Genomic DNA, 17,484 nt, shown 5'->3' on the forward strand with positions numbered 1-17,484 from the left:
CGGTCATTGTCGTGCCTCACGGGCTGCCGGAAAATTGCACAGGTACTGACTTTTCGAGTTGCATGCATGCCGCAGCCGCTTTTCTTCGCTCACGCCAACGGCTTTCCGTCCGCGACCTACGGCAAGCTGTTCGCCGCCCTGGCGCCGGACTTTCAGGTTCGGCATCTGCAGCAGCATGGTCACGACCCGCGTTTCCCGGTGAATGACAACTGGTCCAATCTGGTCGATGAGTTGATCCATCATCTGCAGCTCAGCGACGAGCCGGTCTGGGGCGTGGGCCACTCACTGGGCGGGGTGCTGCACTATCACGCCGCCATGCTCCGCCCGGAGCTGTATCGCGGGGTGGTGATGCTCGACTCGCCAGTTTTGACGCTGGCCGACCGCATGGTGATTCGCGCCGCCAAACGTTTCGGCTTTATCGACCGCATCACGCCGGCCGGGCGTACCCTCGGCCGGCGTGAAACATTCGCTGATCCGGTTGAGGCGCGTAACTATTTCGCCGGCAAGAGTCTGTTTCGCCGCTTCGATCCCGAATGCCTCGATGCCTATGTCAGCCATGGTTTGCAGGCTGGCGAGCAGGGATTGCGCCTGCGTTTCGACCCGACCACCGAGATCAGTATCTATCGCAGCGTGCCGCATACATTGCCTGGCCGCCCACAGCAGTTGGCGGTGCCGCTGGCCATGGTGCGCGGCCGTCATAGTCGTGTGGTCCTGCCGCACCACGCACGCCTGCTGCGCAGCATGCCGCGTGCCGAATATCACAGTTTGCCCGGAGGGCACATGTTCCCTCTGGAGCGTCCGCAGGCGACTGCCGAGCTGTTGCGCCAGCTGTTCGTTCGGTGGGCAGACAGTCATGAGGAGAGAGCATGAACAGCGGTTTCGAAGAAGTACGTCTGAGTCTGCCGCATATCGAGCTGGCCGCTCACCTGTATGGCCCTGAGGACGGCGTGCCAGTAATCGCCTTGCACGGCTGGCTGGACAACGCCGCGAGTTTTGCCCGCCTGGCTCCCAGGCTCGAGGGGCTGCGTATCGTCGCGCTGGATTTTGCCGGCCATGGCCATTCCGAACACCGTGCGCCAGGCGCTGGTTATGCGCTGTGGGACTACGCGTTCGACGTTCTGCAGGTGGCCGAGCAGTTCGGCTGGTCGCGGTTTTCCATTCTCGGCCATTCAATGGGCGCCATTACCGCCGTGTTGCTGGCCGGCGCCATGCCCGAGCGGGTCGCACGCCTGGCCCTGATCGATGGCCTGGTGCCCTACACCGGCGAAGCCGAGCAGGCGCCGGAAAAGCTCGGTGAAGCGCTGCGCGCCCGCCAGAAGCTCAATGACAAACGCAAACCGGTGTATCCCGAGGTGTCGCGTGCCGTGGAGGCACGCATGAAGGGTGTCGGCGCCGTCAGTCGCGAGGCCGCGGAACTGCTGGCTCAGCGTGGTCTGATGCCGGTGCCTGGCGGTTATACCTGGCGCACCGACAGCCGCCTGACCTTACCTTCGCCGCTGCGCCTGAGTTGGGCGCATGCCCAGGCATTTGTCCGTTCACTGCAATGTCCGGTCAGCCTGGTGCTGGCGGAGCAAGGCATGATGGGGGCGCAAACGGCGGTCAGGGCATTGCTGCAGGACTTGCCATTCGACGTGCACCAGTTGCCAGGAGGCCACCACCTGCATCTGGACGATGAGCGTGGTGCGCAACTCGTAGCGGATTGTTTCAATCCATTCCTGCGCGCGCCTTGACTTGCCAGCAGCTCCTGGGGAAAGGTGTGGCGGTCTGCCATGGAGGATCGCATGAACGACTCTTTCGAAGTCGCCACCCAGTATTCAGCAAGACCGGCTAACGTTTCCCCTGAGAGGATGTTCACTTGATGAGGGGAGGCATGAAACTATTCTCTGCGCTGTTCGTGACGGTCTTTAGCGGTACGCTGCTGGCGGCCGACGTCGATGTGGCCGGCAGCCGTGACCTCGAAGCATTGCCGCGCTTTCCTGCCAGTCACATCGTCGCCTTCAAGGAGCAGGCCGGCGCCGAGCGCATCTACCCACAGGGTTCCGTTCGCCGTATCAGTGGGCGCTTGCGCTATGAGCGCGAAGTCCTGACGCAGGGGCAGCATGTCGCGGTGACTTACGAATTGCCGCGCACTCACAGTGCTGACCAGGTCTTCACCGCGGCGCGCGAAGCGCTGCTCAAGCAAGGCGCCGAGCTGCTGTATTGGTGCCAGGGGCGTGAATGTGGCTCCAGTAGCCTGTGGGCCAACGCCGTATTCGACAACTCCACCCTGTACGGCTCGGATGACCAGCAGGCTTACGCCCTGTTGCGCCTGGCCGAGCCCAATCACGAAAGCCTGCTGGCGCTCTACAGCATTACCCGAGGTAACCGCCGCGCCTATCTGCATGCCGAACAGCTGGATGCCGATGCGCCACTGGGCACCTTGTTACCGACGCCTGCGACCCTGCTGCGGCAACTGCGCAGCGACGGTCAATTGCAGTTGCCAGTCGATGCCCAAGCCGACAGCGCCTGGGGAGAGGTGCTGGCGCGCAGCCTGAATCTGGACAGCACCCTGCGCGTCAGTCTGTCCGGTAACCAGGCGCCGGCCTGGCGCGAATCCTTGATGGCCCAGCGTGTACGCGAGTCACGGCTCGAGCTGGGTGACAGCGAAGGCGATACGCTGAATGTGCGATTGTTACGTTAAGCGGGTTGCTGCAGTCGGTTGTTGTTTGCAGGGCGCCCATCTCGGGCGCTTTGTCGTTTCGTCGAATGGAGTTTCGATTGATGGCCACGAATGATCGTCTGCTGGTGCAGATTCTGCTGCTCGGTCTGCTCGCTGCCAGTCTCTGGGTGTTGGCGCCGTTCTGGTCGGCGCTGTTCTGGGCGGCGGTGCTGGCGTTCGCCAGCTGGCCGCTGATGCGTCTGCTGACACAACTGTTGAACGGCCGCATGTCGTTGGCCGCCGGGATCCTGACCGGCGTCTGGGTGGTGCTGGTGGCCGTGCCTCTGGTCTGGCTCGGGTTCAATCTGGCCGACCACATCAAGGATGCCAATGCACTGGTCAGGGACCTGCAGGTCGAAGGCCTGCCGCCTCCGCCGAGCTGGCTGCAGGCTGTACCGCTGGTGGGTGATCGCCTGGTGGAGATGTGGCACACCATCGATCAGCAGGGCGCAGCCTTCTTCGACACCGTGCGACCCTACCTGGGCCAGGTGGGTAACTGGCTGGTGGCGCGTAGCGCCAAAATTGGCGGTGGCATGGTAGAGCTGGCACTGAGCCTGGTGCTGGTGTTCTTTTTCTATCGCGACGGGCCGCGCCTGGCGGTGTTCGTGCACAGCCTGCTGGAGCGGCTGATCGGTGATCGTGCCGACCACTATCTGGAACTGGTGGCCGGCACGGTACAACGCGTGGTCAACGGCGTGATCGGTACGGCGGCGGCGCAGGCCGTGCTGGCCTATATCGGCTTCATCATCGCCGGCGTGCCTGGCGCGCTGGTGCTGGGGCTGCTGACCTTCGCCTTCAGCTTCATCATGATCCCGCCGCTGATCTGGGGGCCGGCGGTAGCCTGGCTGGTTTGGCAGGGCGAGATCGGCATGGCGATCTTCCTGGGCATCTGGGGCTTCTTCGTCATCAGTGGCGTGGACAACATTCTCAAGCCCTATCTGATCAGCCGCGGCGGCAACCTGCCGCTGGTGGTGGTCCTGCTCGGGGTGTTCGGCGGCATCCTTGCCTTTGGGTTCATGGGGCTGTTCCTTGGCCCAACCCTGCTGGCCGTGGCCTACAGCCTGCTCAGCGACTGGGTGGCAGACAGGGCGCCGCCCGCCGAAACCGTGGTGGACAAGCCGCTGCCGGGCGAGGAATCGCGCGGTTGAGCATCAACCGCGCTCACCTTCGTACTTGTCCAGGGTGTCGCGAGCGATCTGCCGGCCGAGCATGATCAGCTCCGGCGCCTTGTAGAACTCGAAGAAACGGCACACGCGTTTCGGCACGTTGATGAGAATGTCCGGTGGGTAGCCGGCGATCTTGTACTGCGCCAGCGAGGTCTGCATCACTTCGAAGCTCTGGTTGACCAGTTCTAGCAGCGAGGCCGGCCCGCTGAGCTCAGCCACATGCGAGCCGCTGGCTGATTTGGGTGTCGCTCCGTCTTCGCTGCGGTCCGGTGCGGCGGCTGGGCTGACGTCATCGACGCGTTGCTGTTCCTGCGCAAGCAGCAAGGCGTCATCCTCGCCTTTACGGCGAAAACTCGGCAGGCGCGAGCCCAGGTTGCTCATCATCTGGTCGATGCGCCCCTTCAAGGCTGCCGGCCGCTCGATTACCGGTAGCTGATATTGAACCTGATTGGTTGCATTGAGGTTGACCGCGATGATCAGGTCGCAGTGACTGGACACCACCGGCACGATCGGCAGTGGGTTGAGCAGTCCGCCGTCGACCAGCATGCGCTTGCCCTGGACCACCGGGGTGAACAGGCTGGGGATTGCCGCCGAGGCTCGCATGGCCTGGTGCAGGCAGCCTTCCTGGAACCAGATTTCCTGCTGGTTGGTCAGGTCGGTGGCCACGGCGGTGAAGGGAATGTCGAGGTTCTCGATATCCACTTCGCCGACAATTTCCTGGATTCGCCCAAAAACCCGTTCGCCTCTTATTGCTCCAAGCCGAAAGCTGACATCGAGCAGACGCAGCACGTCGAGATAGTCCAGGCTCTCGGTCCATTCACGGTATTCGCGCAGTTTGCCGGCGGCGAAGATGCCACCGACCACGGCGCCCATGGAACACCCCGCGATGCAGCCGATTTCATAGCCGCGCGCCTGCAGCTCTTCGATCACGCCGATGTGCGCATAGCCGCGCGCTCCCCCTGAGCCCAGCACCAGCGCCACTTTCTTGCTCATGTGAAAATCCCCCGTTCAAGCCACGACCTTACTCGCGCGATGACGCTGCGCCAAGGCGGTCTTTGCTAGAATCCGTCGCCAGTCGTCGCAGTGAGAGAGAAGCATGAGCGAGCCCATTCGTTTGACCCAGTACAGCCACGGTGCCGGTTGCGGCTGCAAGATCGCGCCCAAGGTGCTCGAAGTGATTCTCGCCGGGAGCGGAGCACAGAACCTCGACCCCAAACTGTGGGTGGGTAACGCCTCGCGCGACGATGCGGCGGTGTATGCCATCGATGAGGCGCGTGGCGTGGTATCGACCACCGACTTTTTCATGCCGATCGTCGATGATCCGTTCGACTTCGGCCGTATCGCCGCAACCAACGCCATCAGTGACATCTACGCCATGGGCGGGGATCCGCTGATGGCTATCGCCATCCTCGGCTGGCCGGTCAACGTGCTGGCGCCCGAAGTCGCCCGCGAGGTGATTCGCGGCGGCCGTGCAGTGTGCGACGAGGCCGGTATAACCCTGGCGGGCGGCCACTCCATCGATGCGCCGGAGCCGATTTTCGGTCTTGCCGTGACTGGCCTGGTGAGCAAGGAACACCTCAAGCGCAACGACACCGCGACGGTTGGCTGCAAGTTGTACCTGACCAAGCCGCTGGGTATCGGCATCCTCACCACGGCGGAGAAGAAGGCCAAGCTGCGCAGCGAGGATATCGGCCTGGCGCGTGACTGGATGTGCACCCTGAACAAACCGGGTAGCCGCTTCGGTAAGTTGGAAAGCGTGCGCGCGATGACCGATGTGACCGGTTTCGGCCTGCTCGGGCACCTGGTGGAAATGGCCGACGGCAGTGGTCTCAGTGCGCGCGTGCGATTCGCGAGCGTGCCGCGTCTGGACAGCGCCGAGCATTACCTGCAGCAAGGCTGTGTACCTGGCGGTACGCAGCGCAACTTCGACAGTTATGGCGACAAGATCGCGCCACTACCCGAGCTGAGCAAGCTGCTGCTGTGCGATCCGCAGACCAGCGGCGGGCTGCTGGTGGCCGTAGCGCCGGAGGGCGAGGCGCAGTTCCTGGCGGTCGCCGCCGAACTGGGGCTGGACTTGGCCCCCATCGGCGAGATGGTCGAGCGACAGCGCTACGCGGTCGAGGTGCTGTAATGCGTGACAACTGCACCGATTACCGCGACATCTTCCTGCACGATCGGCCGATGATGGATGCCCGTGCGCCGGTCGAGTTTCACAAGGGCGCCTTCCCGGGCGTGATCAACCTGCCGCTGATGAACGATGTCGAGCGGCAGAAGGTCGGCACCTGCTACAAGCAACATGGCCAGCAGGCTGCCATCGAACTGGGGCACCAGCTGGTCAGCGGGCGCAGCAAGGACGAGCGCATCGAGGCCTGGGCCAGCTTCGCCCGGGCCAACCCCGAAGGTTACCTGTACTGCTTTCGCGGTGGGCTGCGTTCGCAGATCGTCCAGCAATGGCTGAAGAGCGAGGCAGGCATCGACTATCCGCGGGTGGTCGGCGGCTACAAGGCGATGCGCAACTTCCTGCTGCATACCACCGAGCAGGCGGTGGAAGAATGTGATTTCGTTCTGGTCGGCGGGATGACCGGTACTGGCAAGACCGAGGTCATCACTCAGTTGAGCAACAGCCTGGATCTGGAAGCACACGCCAATCATCGCGGCTCCAGTTTCGGCAAACGAGCCAGTGGCCAGCCAGCGCAGATCGATTTCGAGAATGCCCTGGCCATCGATCTGCTCAAGCGCCGGGCGACAGGGCAGCGGCAGTTCGTGCTGGAGGACGAAGCGCGTCTGATCGGTCGTTGCTCCTTGCCCTTGTCGCTACACCAGAGCATGCAGAATTACCCGCTGGTGTGGCTGGAGGATCGCCTGGAAAACCGCGTTGAGCGCATTCTGCAGGCCTATGTCGTCGAGCTCTGCGCCGAGTTTGTCGAGGTGCAGGGTGCCGAGAGTGGATTTCCTGCTTTTGCGGCGCGCTTGCGCGAGAGTCTGGGCAACATCACCCGGCGCTTGGGGGGTGAGCGTTATCAACGTCTTGCCGCGATCATGGACCAGGCGTTGCTGGAGCAGCAGAACGACGCTGTGGTCGATACCCATCGCGGCTGGATCGAAGCCTTGCTGGTTGAGTACTACGATCCTATGTACGTGTTCCAACGTGAAAGCAAGTCTGGACGCATCGAGTTCGCTGGCGAGCAGCAGGCAGTCGTGGAGTATCTGCGTAGTCGAAACGAGCGGTGAAGCGGGCACTTTCATCAGGACGCAGCGTCATAGAATGGGCCAAATCGTGGTCATATCCGTTCGAGGAGTAAGGTTGATGAAAAAATGGATCTGTCTACCGCTGCTTGCGGTTGCGCTGGCCGGTTGTGCCGGCAAGACGCATTATCGTGAGACCTGTGCCAATCAGCTGGATGCTGCGTGGAAGGAGTTGAGCATTGCCGAGGCGGAAGGTTTTGCCGGCACTGTCAGCTATTCCAAGGCGCTTTCGTTGCTTACGGCGGCCAAGACCCAGCAGCAGTTCGAAGTCTACGAGGGCTGCACGAGCAAGGCCGAGCGGGCACGTTTCTACATTCGTGAATCACGAGCGGGGCGCTGATGCAGCTCGACTTTTCCACCCTGACGCCGCTTGAGGCGTATCGCTGGCTGGCTTCCAGCGTCACCCCACGGCCGATCGCCTGGGTGTCGACGCGTTCGCCCGAAGGGGTCGCCAACCTGGCACCGTTCAGCTTCTTCCAGGTGATCAGCGACAATCCGCCCACGTTGCTGGTCAACGTCAACACCCGCGGCGATGGCAGCCTCAAGGACACCTTGCGCAATGCCCAGGCCAGCGGTGAACTGGCGATTCATCTCGTCAACTTCGCGCAGGCCGAAGCGATGAATGCCAGCGCAGCGGTATTGCCCTACGAAACCAGCGAGTTTGCTCACTGCGCTATCGCCGATCTGCCGTGCGAGCGTATTGATGTACCGCGTGTTGCCGGGGCGCCTGTGACGTTCGAGTGTCGAGTGGCGCAGATTCAGCCCTATCCGCCGCAGCAGCCCAATAGCCACCTGATCTTCGCCGAGGTGCTGCTGGCCCATATCGACGATGCATTATTGTCCGAACAGGGACGCCTCGACCCGAAGAAGCTCGATCTAATCGGCCGTTTGGGTGGCAGTGCCTATTGCCGTACGCGCGACGTATTCCAGATGCAACGCCCCTAAATCCGTTCTGAAAGCGACCTGAAGTTAGCTGTTCCGGCCATTTACGTGCTTACTGGCTTGTAGCCAGCAATGTTGCGCTCCTATTTTCCAGAGTTCGGGCTGGCTGCAGTAGGCAGGGGGGTGTCATGGGTAGCTCATTGACCAAGCGGCTGGCCAGTTTGAATACGGCTAGCAAGTTGATGCTGGGTTTCGCGCTGGTGCTGGTGCTGACTGCTCTGGTCGCCGGCACGGGACTGCTGGCGTTACGAGAAGTGACGGCCGGCGCCGAGCTGCAGCAACGAATGGGGGCGCTCGGTGATCAGGTGCTGCGCATGCGCGGCAGTGAGCAGGCCTTCGCAGTGACGGGCGACGCTCAGTATGCCGAGCGGCTCAATGAGCAAGCCGAGGCCATCCAGCAGGCAGGGCAGGCCCTGCAGAGTGAGCTGGACGCCGACACTGGCGCAATTCTGGCTCAGGTCGAACCGGCCCTGGCCGACTACCGCAGCGCCTTCGCCCGTTATGTCGAACTCACAGACAATATGCAGCTGTCATTGCAGGCTGCTGACTGGCTGGTGGTCAGTGCCGCCAACAGTCTGGATCTGTTGCAGGAAGGTCTCTCCGAAGATGGCGTCGACATGCTCAAGAGCTCTCAGGGCGAGCAGGGTGGTGAGTCCGTGCTGCACGCAGGCCAAGTGGGCAAGATTCACCAGTTGCTACTGCAGGCTCTCGATCAGGCGCGCCAGCGCTTGGAGGCCAGTCGGCGCAGTGATGTGATGGAACAGGCGGAAATTGCTCAGGCAGGCGAGGCGCAGGCCCTGGCTGCCGAGCTGCGCGATGCCCTGGACGATCCCGGATATGCCGCTGTGCTCGGTGAGGTTGTCGTCAACGTCGACTCGTTCAATGAACGACTCAAGGAATATGCGAGCCAACTGCAGCAGCAGAAGGAAGTCTATGGGCAACTGGTCGCTCAGGTGGAGCTGCTGCTGCAGCGCGTGGAGCAGGCCCTTGAGGCCCAGCACCAGACCATGCAGGCCGGGCGCAAGGCGAGCAGTGCCCTGATCCTGGTGGCGGCGGCGATGGCGCTGCTCTTCGGTCTGGGTGCGGCCGTCATCATCAGCCTGGCGATCGTACGGCCGCTCAAGCGTGTCATCGCCCTGGCGCAGTCGATCGCCGGCGGCGATCTCAGTGTGCGCATCGAGCAGGATCGCCGCGATGAGATCGGCCAACTACTTGCAGCCATGCAGAGCATGGCCGGTAATCTGCGTGACATGGTCGGTCGGCTACAGGGCGGCGTGGCGCAGATTTCCAATTCGGCGCAATCCTTGTCGGCGACCGCCGAGCAGACCCGTCAGGGGGTCAACGGCCAGAAGCTGGAGACCGATCAGGTGGCTACCGCCATGAGTCAGATGACGGCCACGGTGCATGAGGTGGCGCGTAATGCCGAAGCTGCTGCAGCCTCCACCGAGCAGGCGGATCAGCGCGTCGATACCGGCAGTCAGGTGGTACGCCAGACGCTGCAGCGAATCGAGCAGCTTGCCCAGGCGATGAACGCCACCACCAGCAGCATCCAACGCCTGAGTCAGGACACGCAACGCATCGAAGCGGTGCTCGATGTGATCAAGAGCGTTGCCGAACAAACCAATCTGCTCGCGCTCAATGCTGCAATCGAAGCGGCCCGTGCTGGTGAGCAAGGACGTGGCTTTGCGGTCGTGGCCGATGAGGTGCGCGCGTTGGCCAAGCGTACCCAGCAGTCGACGGCCGAAATCGAGTCGCTGATTTCCGCCCTGCGCGAAGGCAGCCGCCGGGCCGTGGCGGACATGGAACAGAGCGCTGGCCTGGTCGGGCAGACGGTCGGTGACGCCAACCAGACCGAGGCTGCTTTGACTGCGATTGCCGAAGCAGTGTCGCTGATTTCCGAGATGAACCAGCAGATCGCTGCCGCCGCCGAGCAACAGTCCGCGGTGGCGGAGGAGATCAACCGCAGCGTCACCTCGATTCGCGACATTGCCGATCAGTCGGCTACCGCGATGGACGAAACCGCAGCTTCGAGTATCCAGCTGGCTGAGTTGGGGCGTGAGCTGCAAGGAATGGCAGCGCACTTTCGCCTGTAACCGATGTCTTGCGGCATGCTCTACCGAGCGCTGTTCCCGGCTCGCAGACTTTGGACGACTCTTCACAGTTTCGTGAGCAAAGGTTACATGGCGCTTTGCCCCGCTCGAGTGGCCCAGTAGCATCGGTCTTCCGTACGAAGGAGCAAACGATGCGAAGCAAACTGGATACCTGTCTCGAGTCGGTCAATCAGGTTGTGCTGGGCAAGGAACCACAGGTGCGCCTGGCGCTGACCTGCCTGCTGGCACGGGGGCACCTGCTGATCGAAGACCTCCCGGGCATGGGTAAAACCACGCTCAGCCATGCTTTGGCGCGGGTGCTCGGCTTGAGTTTCCAGCGCATTCAGTTCACTTCCGACCTGTTGCCTGGCGATATTCTCGGTACGTCGGTCTTCGACAAGGACAGCGGACAGTTCGTGTTCCATCCTGGGCCTATCTTCTCCGAGCTGGTGCTGGCGGACGAGATCAACCGCGCCACGCCGAAGAGCCAGAGCGCCTTGCTCGAGGCCATGGAGGAGGGGCAGGTGACCATCGAGGGTGCGACCCGCCCGCTGCCGGAGCCCTTTTTCGTCATCGCCACGCAGAATCCGGTCAGCAGCGGCGGTACCTTCTCCCTCCCCGAATCCCAGCTCGATCGATTCCTCATGCGTCTGTCGCTCGGCTATCCGGCTCAGGCGGCCGAGCGCGCGCTGCTGCTCGGCGATGCGCGGCGTGATCTGCTACCGAGGCTCGAGCCGATTCTCGATCACGCCGAACTGGCCCGCCTGCAGGCCGAGGTGCCGAAGATTCGTGCCAGCGATGCACTGGTCGACTATGTCTTGCGCCTGGTCGAGGCCACTCGCAGCCAGCCCCAGTTCGCCTGGGGGCTTTCACCGCGCGCCAGCCTGGCGTTGCTGGCCGCCGCGCGGGCCTGGGCGTTGCTGGCCGAGCGTGACTACGTCATACCGGAGGATGTGCAGGCGGTTCTGCCGTCGGTGGTCGGCCATCGCTTGCGTGAGCGTGCCGATCCGACAGGCCACGGTGGCGGCAGCCTGGTGCAGTGGCTGCTGCGTGAAGTGCCGGCACTCTGATGCTGGCGCGGCTCAGGCCCGCTTGGGGGCGTTGGTTGGCGAAACGTATTCCGCCAGCGGCCAGCGTGCGTCTCAACCAGCGGCGTATTTTCATTCTGCCCAGTCGGGTCGGCGCCGCCTTCGCCGTCGCGTTGCTGTTGATGCTGCTGGTCGCCATCAATTATCAGAACAGCCTGGCCTACGGGCTGACATTCCTGCTGGTATCGGTGTTTATCGTCACCATATTGCATACCTACCGCAATCTCGCCGGGCTGGTGCTGAAAGCTGGTGGTGGCAGTGCGGTGTTCGTCGGTGAGCAGGCGATGTTTCGAGTGCGCCTGGAAAGTCGTGAGCGCGAACACCAGGCTGTGGCGTTGGGTTGGCCGCCGGCTGAGCTGACAATCTGTGATGTGCCGCGCCAGGGGCTGGCCGAAGTCGACCTTGCTTTGCCGGCGCGACGAAGAGGATGGCTGCGACCTGCTCGCCTGCGGGTGGAGAGTCGTTTCCCGCTGGGTTTGCTGGTGGCCTGGAGCTGGGTCGACCTGGATCAGGCGGTGCTGATCTACCCGCGGCCACTCGAAGGCGACCTGCCACTTTCTGCAGGCCTCGGCGATGAAGATGAAGAGGAGGGCATGCGAGCGCGAGGTCACGGCGCCGATGACTTCCAGGGTTTGCGTGAGTATCAGCCGGGCGATTCCAAGCGGCGCCTGGACTGGAAAGCCTATTCGCGCGGCCAGGGGCTGCTGGTCAAGGATTTCGCCATGCTCAGCGGGCGTGATCTGTGGCTGGATTACGACAGCATGGAGGGCGACAGTGAAATGCGTCTGTCGCTGCTCTGCTATTGGGTATTGCAATTTTCCAATCGGCAGCAGGTTTTTGGCCTGCAATTGCCGGGCATGGTCATCGACCCGGATTATGGAGAGGGGCATCGTGATGTCTGTCTGCGTGCCCTGGCGCTGTTTGGAGCGCGCCCATGACTGCGCTGCCGGGTATTCCGCGAATCGCCCTGACCTGGTTGCTGGTGGCTCAGGTGCTGGTGATTATTCCGCATCTGGTGCATTTGCCGTTGTGGATGATTGCCCTGTGGCTGGGCGCTGCGGGTTGGCGCGTGCAGATATTCCGTATGCGCGCGCGCTACCCCAACGGCTGGGCCAAAGGCGCTCTGATGGTGCTGGTCCTGCTGGGTATCCTGCTTTCTCGAGGAACGCTGGTGGGGCTGGATGCGGCAGTGGTGCTGTTGATCGCCACCTTCATTCTCAAATTGCTGGAAATGCGCACGCCGCGCGATGCGCTGGTGCTGATCTTCCTTGGCTTCTTCTGTGTCGTCACCGCCTACCTGTTCGACGATGGCATTCTCGCCGCGCTATACAGCCTGCTGCCGGTCACCGCGCTTCTGGCCGCTCTGATCGGCCTGCAGCGTAGCGGTTTCGCCGAGCGCTCCTGGCCAACTTTACGCCTTGCCGGCGGGCTGCTGATGCAGGCACTGCCGCTGATGCTGCTGCTGTTCGTGTTCTTTCCCCGTATGGGCCCTCTGTGGTCGCTGCCAATGCCCAGCGACAAGGGCGTGACCGGCCTGTCGGACAGCATGGAGCCGGCGGATATAGCCGAGCTCAGTCGCTCGTCGGAGCTGGCCTTCAGGGTCAGTTTCGAGGGGGCGGTACCGCCACGTAACCAGCTTTACTGGCGGGCGCTGACGCTGGAGCGCTTCGACGGTCGGCGCTGGTCACAGTCGGGCTATGCTGAGTTTCCCATCGCACCGCAGTGGCGCAAGGCTGGCCCGTCGCTCGATTACAGCATCATAATGCAGCCCAGCGGCAAGCCCTGGCTGTTTGCGCTCGATGTTGGCGAGGTTGCACAAGAGGGCAATCGCATGATGAGCGATTTCCGCTGGCAGAGGCGGCGGCCCGTGGATCGCCCCTTGCTCTACCAGGTGCGCTCCTGGCCACAGGCCTTGCGTGAGCCCGATGCCGAGCCACAGACATTGCGCCGCGCGTTGCAATTGCCGGAGCAGGGCGACCCGCGGAGCCGCGCCTGGGCCGCCGAATTGCAGGCACAGTATCCGCAGGCTGATGCGCTGGTCGACGCATTGTTGCAACACTTCAATCGTGACCCCTTCGTGTACACCCTGCGCCCGCAGCCGCTGGGGCAGGACAGTATCGATGAGTTTCTGTTCGATACCCGCAATGGCTTTTGCGCTCACTACGCGGGGGCGATGACGTTCGTGCTGCGCGCTGCCGGCATTCCGGCACGTGTCGTCACTGGCTACCAGGGCGGTGAGCTCAATCCTTCGGGCAATTACATTCAGGTGCGTCAGTTCGATGCCCATGCCTGGGTCGAATACTGGCAGCCGGGCCAGGGCTGGCGCAGCGTTGATCCTACCTTCCAGGTTGCACCCGAGCGAATCGAGCAGGGTTTGCAGGATGCATTGCCCGAGGAAGATGGCTTCCTCGATGACCAGCCATTCTCGCCGCTGCGTTATCGCGAACTGGCCTGGCTCAATCAGCTGCGCCTGGGCTGGGAGAATCTCAACTACGGCTGGCAGCGCTGGGTGCTCGGTTATCAGGGCGAGCAGCAGTTCAAGCTGTTGCATGACTGGTTCGGCAGGTTCGATTGGCAGCGCCTCGCTCTACTGTTACTCGCAGGTGGCACTTTCCTGGTCGGGCTGTTGGCGCTGTGCTTGCTCAAGCCGTGGCGGCGTCGACAGGATCCCCAGCGCCAGGCATTCAGGCGCTTCGAGCGCTTGCTGGCGCGCCATGGCGTGCGTTACCAGGCTGGGGAGGGGATTCGGGCTTTCGCCCAGCGGGCTGGGCAAGAGTTGCCTGAACAGGCCGAGCAGATAACCCACTTCGCGCATTGCTTCGAGCGTCAGCAATATGCCGGCGATCCACTTTCGCGAGTGGCTCTGCGCGATGCCTTGAGGGCGCTGCGCAAGGCTCTGCCCTGGCGGTTGCTCAAGCAGTGACGCTGGGTCGCACACCTGGTAAGGAGTCCGGCCTGATAGCCTTTGATTTCATGGTTCGGGAGAAGCGGCATGAGTGATTTCTTCGAACACACCCTGGTGCGCGTGTTGGCGTTACAGGTACGGCTGTATGCCTGCCAGGCGCGGCTGGCAGGCGACACTGATAGCGAAGCGTTACACGACCTGCGTATTGCCCTGAGGCAACTGCGCAGTGTGTTACGCCCAATGCGTGGCCTGGCTGGCATAGATGCACTGGAACAGGCCGCGGCAGTTCTGGGCAGGCTGACCGGGCCTCTGCGTGATCGTGAGGTTCTGCTGGCCGAGCTCGAGCGCCTGGGGCAGGCGTCGCTGCTGGCGTCCGCCGCGAGCCCCCGCGCAGCAGGATATGCCGCAGTTGCAGGTTGTCGCGAGTTGGGCGAGTTGCTGGCGCAGTTCGACGCCTGGCCTGCGGGTTGGCACGAAGCTGCAAGACGCGGGCAGTTGCAGGGTATCGACAAGCGCATCCGCCGCCGCTTGCGGCGCCAGCAGCTGCAGCTGGCATTGGCGTTGCGTGATCCTGCGTATGACCGCCATCGCCTGCGCCTGTTGATCAAACGAGTGCGTTATGCCACCGAGGCCTATCCGCGGCAGAGCGGCCTGGATAAGGCTGTGCGAGGGCGCCTCAAGCGAGCGCAAAGCGCGCTGGGTGACTGGCACGATCATGTGCAGTGGTTGGCGCAGGCTGAGGCCATCGACTCTCTGCGGGCGTGCGAGGATGTCTGGTTGCAGGCTCAGTTGGCCGCCGAAGCGCGTGCAGATGATGCCTTGCTGGCGTTGTACGTGGATTTTCCAGCTGAGGGCTCGAGGTGACATTCTCGCCGGCAATATGACCGTATAGCCTTCTCGTCGAGCTATCGTTGTACGTCTGCCATCCCCTAAGATCATCGCCATTGATGAATGCCGAGGTGCGTATGATCTTCTCCGAAATGCTCGAAGCGGTGCGCCGCGATGCTGATACCGTGGTGATTCCTGCCGAATGGGGCCAGGGACGTGCCAGTTTCGGTGGCCTGGTGGCGGCGCTGGCATTCGAGGCCATGCACGCCAGGGTGCCGCAGGGCCGACCGGTGCGCTCGCTGGCCATCACTTTCGTCGGACCAGTGGCGCCGGATATTCCGGTTAGCTTCCAGGCCGAGGTGCTGCGCGAGGGTAAGGCGGTCAGCCAGATGTTCCTGCGCGCGGTCCAGGATGGTCAGGTGGTCACGGTGGTGCAGGGCAGCTTTGGCGCATCTCGTCACTCGGCGATTGCTGTGGAGGCACTGGCCGCACCGCAGCTCGCGCCGGCGGAGCAGTGTCAGGAGTTGCCCTACGTGCGTGGCGTCACACCGGAATTCACTCGTTTTCTGGCCATGCGTTGGGGCCTGGGCGGCATGCCTTTTACCAACAATCCGTCACGGCAAATGGGCGGCTGGGTGCGTTTGCGTGGCGAGAGCGAGCCGCAGGACATGACCGAGGCGCATCTGCTGGCGCTGGTCGATGCCTGGCCTCCGGCGGTGTTGCCGCACCTGAAAAGTCCGGCGCCTGGCAGTTCGCTGACCTGGACGATTGAATTCGTGCAACCGTTACCGGTGCTTAGCAGCGAGGATTGGTGTCTGTATCGCGCGGAAATCGAACATGCCCGGGATGGCTACGGCCATGTGGCTGCGGCGATCTGGACGCCCGCTGGTGAGTTGATCGCGCTGAGCCGGCAAACGGTGACAGTATTCGGCTGAGATTTGGCTTCAGGTGTTCGCTCTGATCACCTGATTGCGCCCAGCCGCCTTGGCTCTGTACAGCGCTGCATCGGCGCGTCCTAGCACGCCTTCCAGCGGCTCTGCCGGGTGGCGAATGGCCAGGCCGATACTTAGCGTGAGGCCGAACGGCGTGCCTTGGGCGCAAGACAGCTGCATGGCCTCGACACTGGCGCGCAGGCGTTCGGCAACCTGCATGGCATCGATCTGATCGGTTTGCGTCAGCAGCGCTGCGAACTCTTCACCGCCGAGACGACCAATGATGTCCACTTCGCGCAATTCCTCCTTCAACAGTTCCCCAAGCTGGCTCAGTACCTGATCGCCAACCAGGTGTCCATGACTGTCGTTGATCTGCTTGAAGTGATCGACATCGAGCATCAATAGAGCGCAGGGCTGGTCGAAACGCTCTGCATGCTTCAGCAACTCCTGGGCGCGCTGCATGAACGCGTGGCGGTTGCTCAGGCCGGTGAGTGCATCTGTGGTAGCCAGGGTCAGCAGTTCCTGCTCCATGGCCTTGCGCAGGCTGATGTCATAGCTCCAGATCAGTTGCGCCGGGCTTGAGCGGTACTCCAGCAGGCGTCCTGAAATGACGCCCCAGTAGGGCGGTTCACCAGCGAGCAGACCCTCCCAGTCATCGACGCGGTGCCGTGCCTGCAGCGCCTCTCTAAAGTGCAGTGCCTCGCGCGGGTTGCTGAATAGCCGGTTCAGTGAAAAGTCAGCGGCGCTGTGCAGATTCAGTCTCTGCATCAGGCGCCGATTGACGAAATACACCTGCTGACCGCTGCTGTCGGTCAGCGCCACATCACTGGGACTGGCATCGAGAATCTGCCTGAGGAGCGCATGGCCTTCGCTCAGCTCAGCGGTGCGTTCCGATACGCGTTGCTCCAGGGTTTGATTCAATTCGCTCAGACTGCGCGACAGCTCGCGTGCTTCGCGGTAATTGCCGACCAGACGCAGGACCAGCAGCGAAACGCCGATCAACAGGCCGAGCAGTGCCCAGCCCAAACTGATGAAATAGTCGTAAAGGTTTTGTCGTTCGACATCCAGCTCATTGGCCAGAGAGATATTGCTGGCCACCATGACCTCGTGCATTGGCCGCTGTAACGCGGGCAGCTCCTGCACTGCCTGCACGGCGACTCTGTGGGCAGCAGCGGCGTCCCCCCATTGCGCTTGTCCATCCCATTCGCGGCTGAGCGCGATGATGCGTTGCAGCGTCTTCTCGGCGGCCGGCCGCGACTCGGGCAGGAAATCGAACAGGTGCTCGCCTTCGAGAGGCACGGTCAGGCTGCGCAAGACTTGAATCCGTACGACCAGGTCGTCGCTGTCCAGGCTGCCCGCCAGCAGCTGATTTGCCGCCTGCAGCAGACGGTCCATTTCCATATGCACCTGATAGGCCTGCCAGAGCTCGCTGTGCAGTGTCGGCAACGCCAGCTGCCTGGCTTTCTTCTGTACCAACCAGAGCGAGCCGGCGACGGTGAGGGTCATGGCGACGACCAGTACCGCCAGAGCGGTAAGCTTCAGGCGGGAATGTCCGGCTTTGAGTGGAGTGACTGGCATCTCAGGCATTG

The 17,484-nt window shown here is 62.8% G+C and carries 16 protein-coding genes and 1 pseudogene; 15 read left to right on the plus strand and 2 right to left on the minus strand.

What is annotated here, in order from left to right; genetic code table 11:
• Positions 1-66 precede the first annotated feature (66 nt).
• The 4 genes from ACJRW5_RS08900 to ACJRW5_RS08915 all read left to right on the plus strand — a co-directional run bounded on the left by ACJRW5_RS08900 (position 67) and on the right by ACJRW5_RS08915 (position 3,846).
• The gene (locus ACJRW5_RS08900) at positions 67-870 is read left to right on the plus strand and encodes an alpha/beta fold hydrolase (protein ID WP_484570158.1); all 804 of its coding nucleotides are present in this window, start codon (positions 67-69) and stop codon (positions 868-870) included.
• A complete protein-coding gene (locus ACJRW5_RS08905) occupies positions 867-1,730 on the plus strand; it encodes an alpha/beta hydrolase (protein ID WP_484570159.1) in 864 nt (287 codons plus the stop codon). Before ACJRW5_RS08900 ends, ACJRW5_RS08905 begins: the two co-directional genes overlap by 4 nt.
• A 140-nt stretch (positions 1,731-1,870) precedes the next feature.
• Positions 1,871-2,680 carry a DUF4892 domain-containing protein gene (locus tag ACJRW5_RS08910; RefSeq protein ID WP_484570160.1) on the plus strand — a complete coding sequence of 270 codons (810 nt, stop codon included), beginning with the start codon at positions 1,871-1,873 and terminating at the stop codon, positions 2,678-2,680.
• 80 nt (positions 2,681-2,760) lie between these two features.
• Complete coding sequence (locus tag ACJRW5_RS08915; protein ID WP_484570161.1) at positions 2,761-3,846, plus strand: AI-2E family transporter; 1,086 nt, start codon at positions 2,761-2,763, stop codon at positions 3,844-3,846.
• 3 nt (positions 3,847-3,849) lie between these two features.
• On the opposite strand, the gene ACJRW5_RS08920 is transcribed toward ACJRW5_RS08915, so the two are convergent.
• Positions 3,850-4,857 (minus strand): patatin-like phospholipase family protein, encoded by a 1,008-nt coding sequence (locus ACJRW5_RS08920; RefSeq protein ID WP_484570162.1) that lies wholly within the window; start codon positions 4,855-4,857, stop codon positions 3,850-3,852.
• Between the two features lie 103 nt (positions 4,858-4,960).
• On the opposite strand from ACJRW5_RS08920, the gene selD reads away from it, so the two are divergent.
• The 11 genes and pseudogenes from selD to ACJRW5_RS08975 all read left to right on the plus strand — a co-directional run bounded on the left by selD (position 4,961) and on the right by ACJRW5_RS08975 (position 15,898).
• Positions 4,961-5,995, plus strand: coding sequence for a selenide, water dikinase SelD (selD, locus tag ACJRW5_RS08925; protein WP_484570163.1), 1,035 nt, complete (start codon positions 4,961-4,963; stop codon positions 5,993-5,995).
• Positions 5,995-7,095: a tRNA 2-selenouridine(34) synthase MnmH gene (mnmH, locus tag ACJRW5_RS08930; protein WP_484570164.1), complete on the plus strand. Its 1,101-nt coding sequence runs from the start codon at positions 5,995-5,997 to the stop codon at positions 7,093-7,095. The genes selD and mnmH overlap by 1 nt, the downstream gene beginning before the upstream one ends.
• A gap of 76 nt (positions 7,096-7,171) precedes the next feature.
• Positions 7,172-7,450, plus strand: coding sequence for a hypothetical protein (locus ACJRW5_RS08935; protein ID WP_484570165.1), 279 nt, complete (start codon positions 7,172-7,174; stop codon positions 7,448-7,450).
• Positions 7,450-8,055, plus strand: a complete 606-nt coding sequence (locus ACJRW5_RS08940; RefSeq protein ID WP_484570166.1) for a flavin reductase family protein — start codon at positions 7,450-7,452, stop codon at positions 8,053-8,055. Before ACJRW5_RS08935 ends, ACJRW5_RS08940 begins: the two co-directional genes overlap by 1 nt.
• Before the next feature lie 1,055 nt (positions 8,056-9,110).
• Positions 9,111-9,290, plus strand: a pseudogene (locus ACJRW5_RS08945) (HAMP domain-containing protein); the annotation flags it as partial.
• Positions 9,291-9,431: 141 nt separating this feature from the next.
• Positions 9,432-10,145: a methyl-accepting chemotaxis protein gene (locus ACJRW5_RS08950; RefSeq protein ID WP_484570271.1), complete on the plus strand. Its 714-nt coding sequence runs from the start codon at positions 9,432-9,434 to the stop codon at positions 10,143-10,145.
• 149 nt (positions 10,146-10,294) lie between these two features.
• The gene (locus tag ACJRW5_RS08955; protein WP_484570167.1) at positions 10,295-11,212 is read left to right on the plus strand and encodes an AAA family ATPase; all 918 of its coding nucleotides are present in this window, start codon (positions 10,295-10,297) and stop codon (positions 11,210-11,212) included.
• The gene (locus ACJRW5_RS08960; RefSeq protein ID WP_484570168.1) at positions 11,212-12,168 is read left to right on the plus strand and encodes a DUF58 domain-containing protein; all 957 of its coding nucleotides are present in this window, start codon (positions 11,212-11,214) and stop codon (positions 12,166-12,168) included. Before ACJRW5_RS08955 ends, ACJRW5_RS08960 begins: the two co-directional genes overlap by 1 nt.
• Positions 12,165-14,153, plus strand: a complete 1,989-nt coding sequence (locus ACJRW5_RS08965) for a transglutaminase TgpA family protein (protein ID WP_484570169.1) — start codon at positions 12,165-12,167, stop codon at positions 14,151-14,153. Before ACJRW5_RS08960 ends, ACJRW5_RS08965 begins: the two co-directional genes overlap by 4 nt.
• Positions 14,154-14,222: 69 nt before the next feature.
• Positions 14,223-14,999, plus strand: a complete 777-nt coding sequence (locus ACJRW5_RS08970; protein WP_484570170.1) for a CHAD domain-containing protein — start codon at positions 14,223-14,225, stop codon at positions 14,997-14,999.
• A 101-nt stretch (positions 15,000-15,100) separates the two neighbouring features.
• A complete protein-coding gene (locus ACJRW5_RS08975) occupies positions 15,101-15,898 on the plus strand; it encodes an acyl-CoA thioesterase (protein WP_484570171.1) in 798 nt (265 codons plus the stop codon).
• A gap of 9 nt (positions 15,899-15,907) precedes the next feature.
• Here the strand turns inward: ACJRW5_RS08975 and ACJRW5_RS08980 are convergent, their stop codons facing one another.
• A complete protein-coding gene (locus tag ACJRW5_RS08980) occupies positions 15,908-17,482 on the minus strand; it encodes a GGDEF domain-containing protein (RefSeq protein WP_484570172.1) in 1,575 nt (524 codons plus the stop codon).
• Positions 17,483-17,484 lie beyond the last annotated feature (2 nt).

Origin of the sequence: Pseudomonas pichavaramensis (genome assembly GCF_050473265.1) — a bacterium.
Lineage (GTDB): Bacteria > Pseudomonadota > Gammaproteobacteria > Pseudomonadales > Pseudomonadaceae > Aquipseudomonas.

Bases quoted from the DNA above. Each gene is read 5' to 3' on its own strand.
- ACJRW5_RS08900 (WP_484570158.1), top strand. From the start codon at position 67: ATGCCGCAGCCGCTTTTCTTCGCTCACGCCAACGGCTTTCCGTCCGCG.
- ACJRW5_RS08905 (WP_484570159.1), top strand. From the start codon at position 867: ATGAACAGCGGTTTCGAAGAAGTACGTCTGAGTCTGCCGCATATCGAG.
- ACJRW5_RS08910 (WP_484570160.1), top strand. From the start codon at position 1,871: ATGAAACTATTCTCTGCGCTGTTCGTGACGGTCTTTAGCGGTACGCTG.
- ACJRW5_RS08915 (WP_484570161.1), top strand. From the start codon at position 2,761: ATGGCCACGAATGATCGTCTGCTGGTGCAGATTCTGCTGCTCGGTCTG.
- ACJRW5_RS08920 (WP_484570162.1), bottom strand. From the start codon at position 4,857: ATGAGCAAGAAAGTGGCGCTGGTGCTGGGCTCAGGGGGAGCGCGCGGC.
- selD (WP_484570163.1), top strand. From the start codon at position 4,961: ATGAGCGAGCCCATTCGTTTGACCCAGTACAGCCACGGTGCCGGTTGC.
- mnmH (WP_484570164.1), top strand. From the start codon at position 5,995: ATGCGTGACAACTGCACCGATTACCGCGACATCTTCCTGCACGATCGG.
- ACJRW5_RS08935 (WP_484570165.1), top strand. From the start codon at position 7,172: ATGAAAAAATGGATCTGTCTACCGCTGCTTGCGGTTGCGCTGGCCGGT.
- ACJRW5_RS08940 (WP_484570166.1), top strand. From the start codon at position 7,450: ATGCAGCTCGACTTTTCCACCCTGACGCCGCTTGAGGCGTATCGCTGG.
- ACJRW5_RS08950 (WP_484570271.1), top strand. From the start codon at position 9,432: ATGAGTCAGATGACGGCCACGGTGCATGAGGTGGCGCGTAATGCCGAA.
- ACJRW5_RS08955 (WP_484570167.1), top strand. From the start codon at position 10,295: ATGCGAAGCAAACTGGATACCTGTCTCGAGTCGGTCAATCAGGTTGTG.
- ACJRW5_RS08960 (WP_484570168.1), top strand. From the start codon at position 11,212: ATGCTGGCGCGGCTCAGGCCCGCTTGGGGGCGTTGGTTGGCGAAACGT.
- ACJRW5_RS08965 (WP_484570169.1), top strand. From the start codon at position 12,165: ATGACTGCGCTGCCGGGTATTCCGCGAATCGCCCTGACCTGGTTGCTG.
- ACJRW5_RS08970 (WP_484570170.1), top strand. From the start codon at position 14,223: ATGAGTGATTTCTTCGAACACACCCTGGTGCGCGTGTTGGCGTTACAG.
- ACJRW5_RS08975 (WP_484570171.1), top strand. From the start codon at position 15,101: ATGATCTTCTCCGAAATGCTCGAAGCGGTGCGCCGCGATGCTGATACC.
- ACJRW5_RS08980 (WP_484570172.1), bottom strand. From the start codon at position 17,482: ATGCCTGAGATGCCAGTCACTCCACTCAAAGCCGGACATTCCCGCCTG.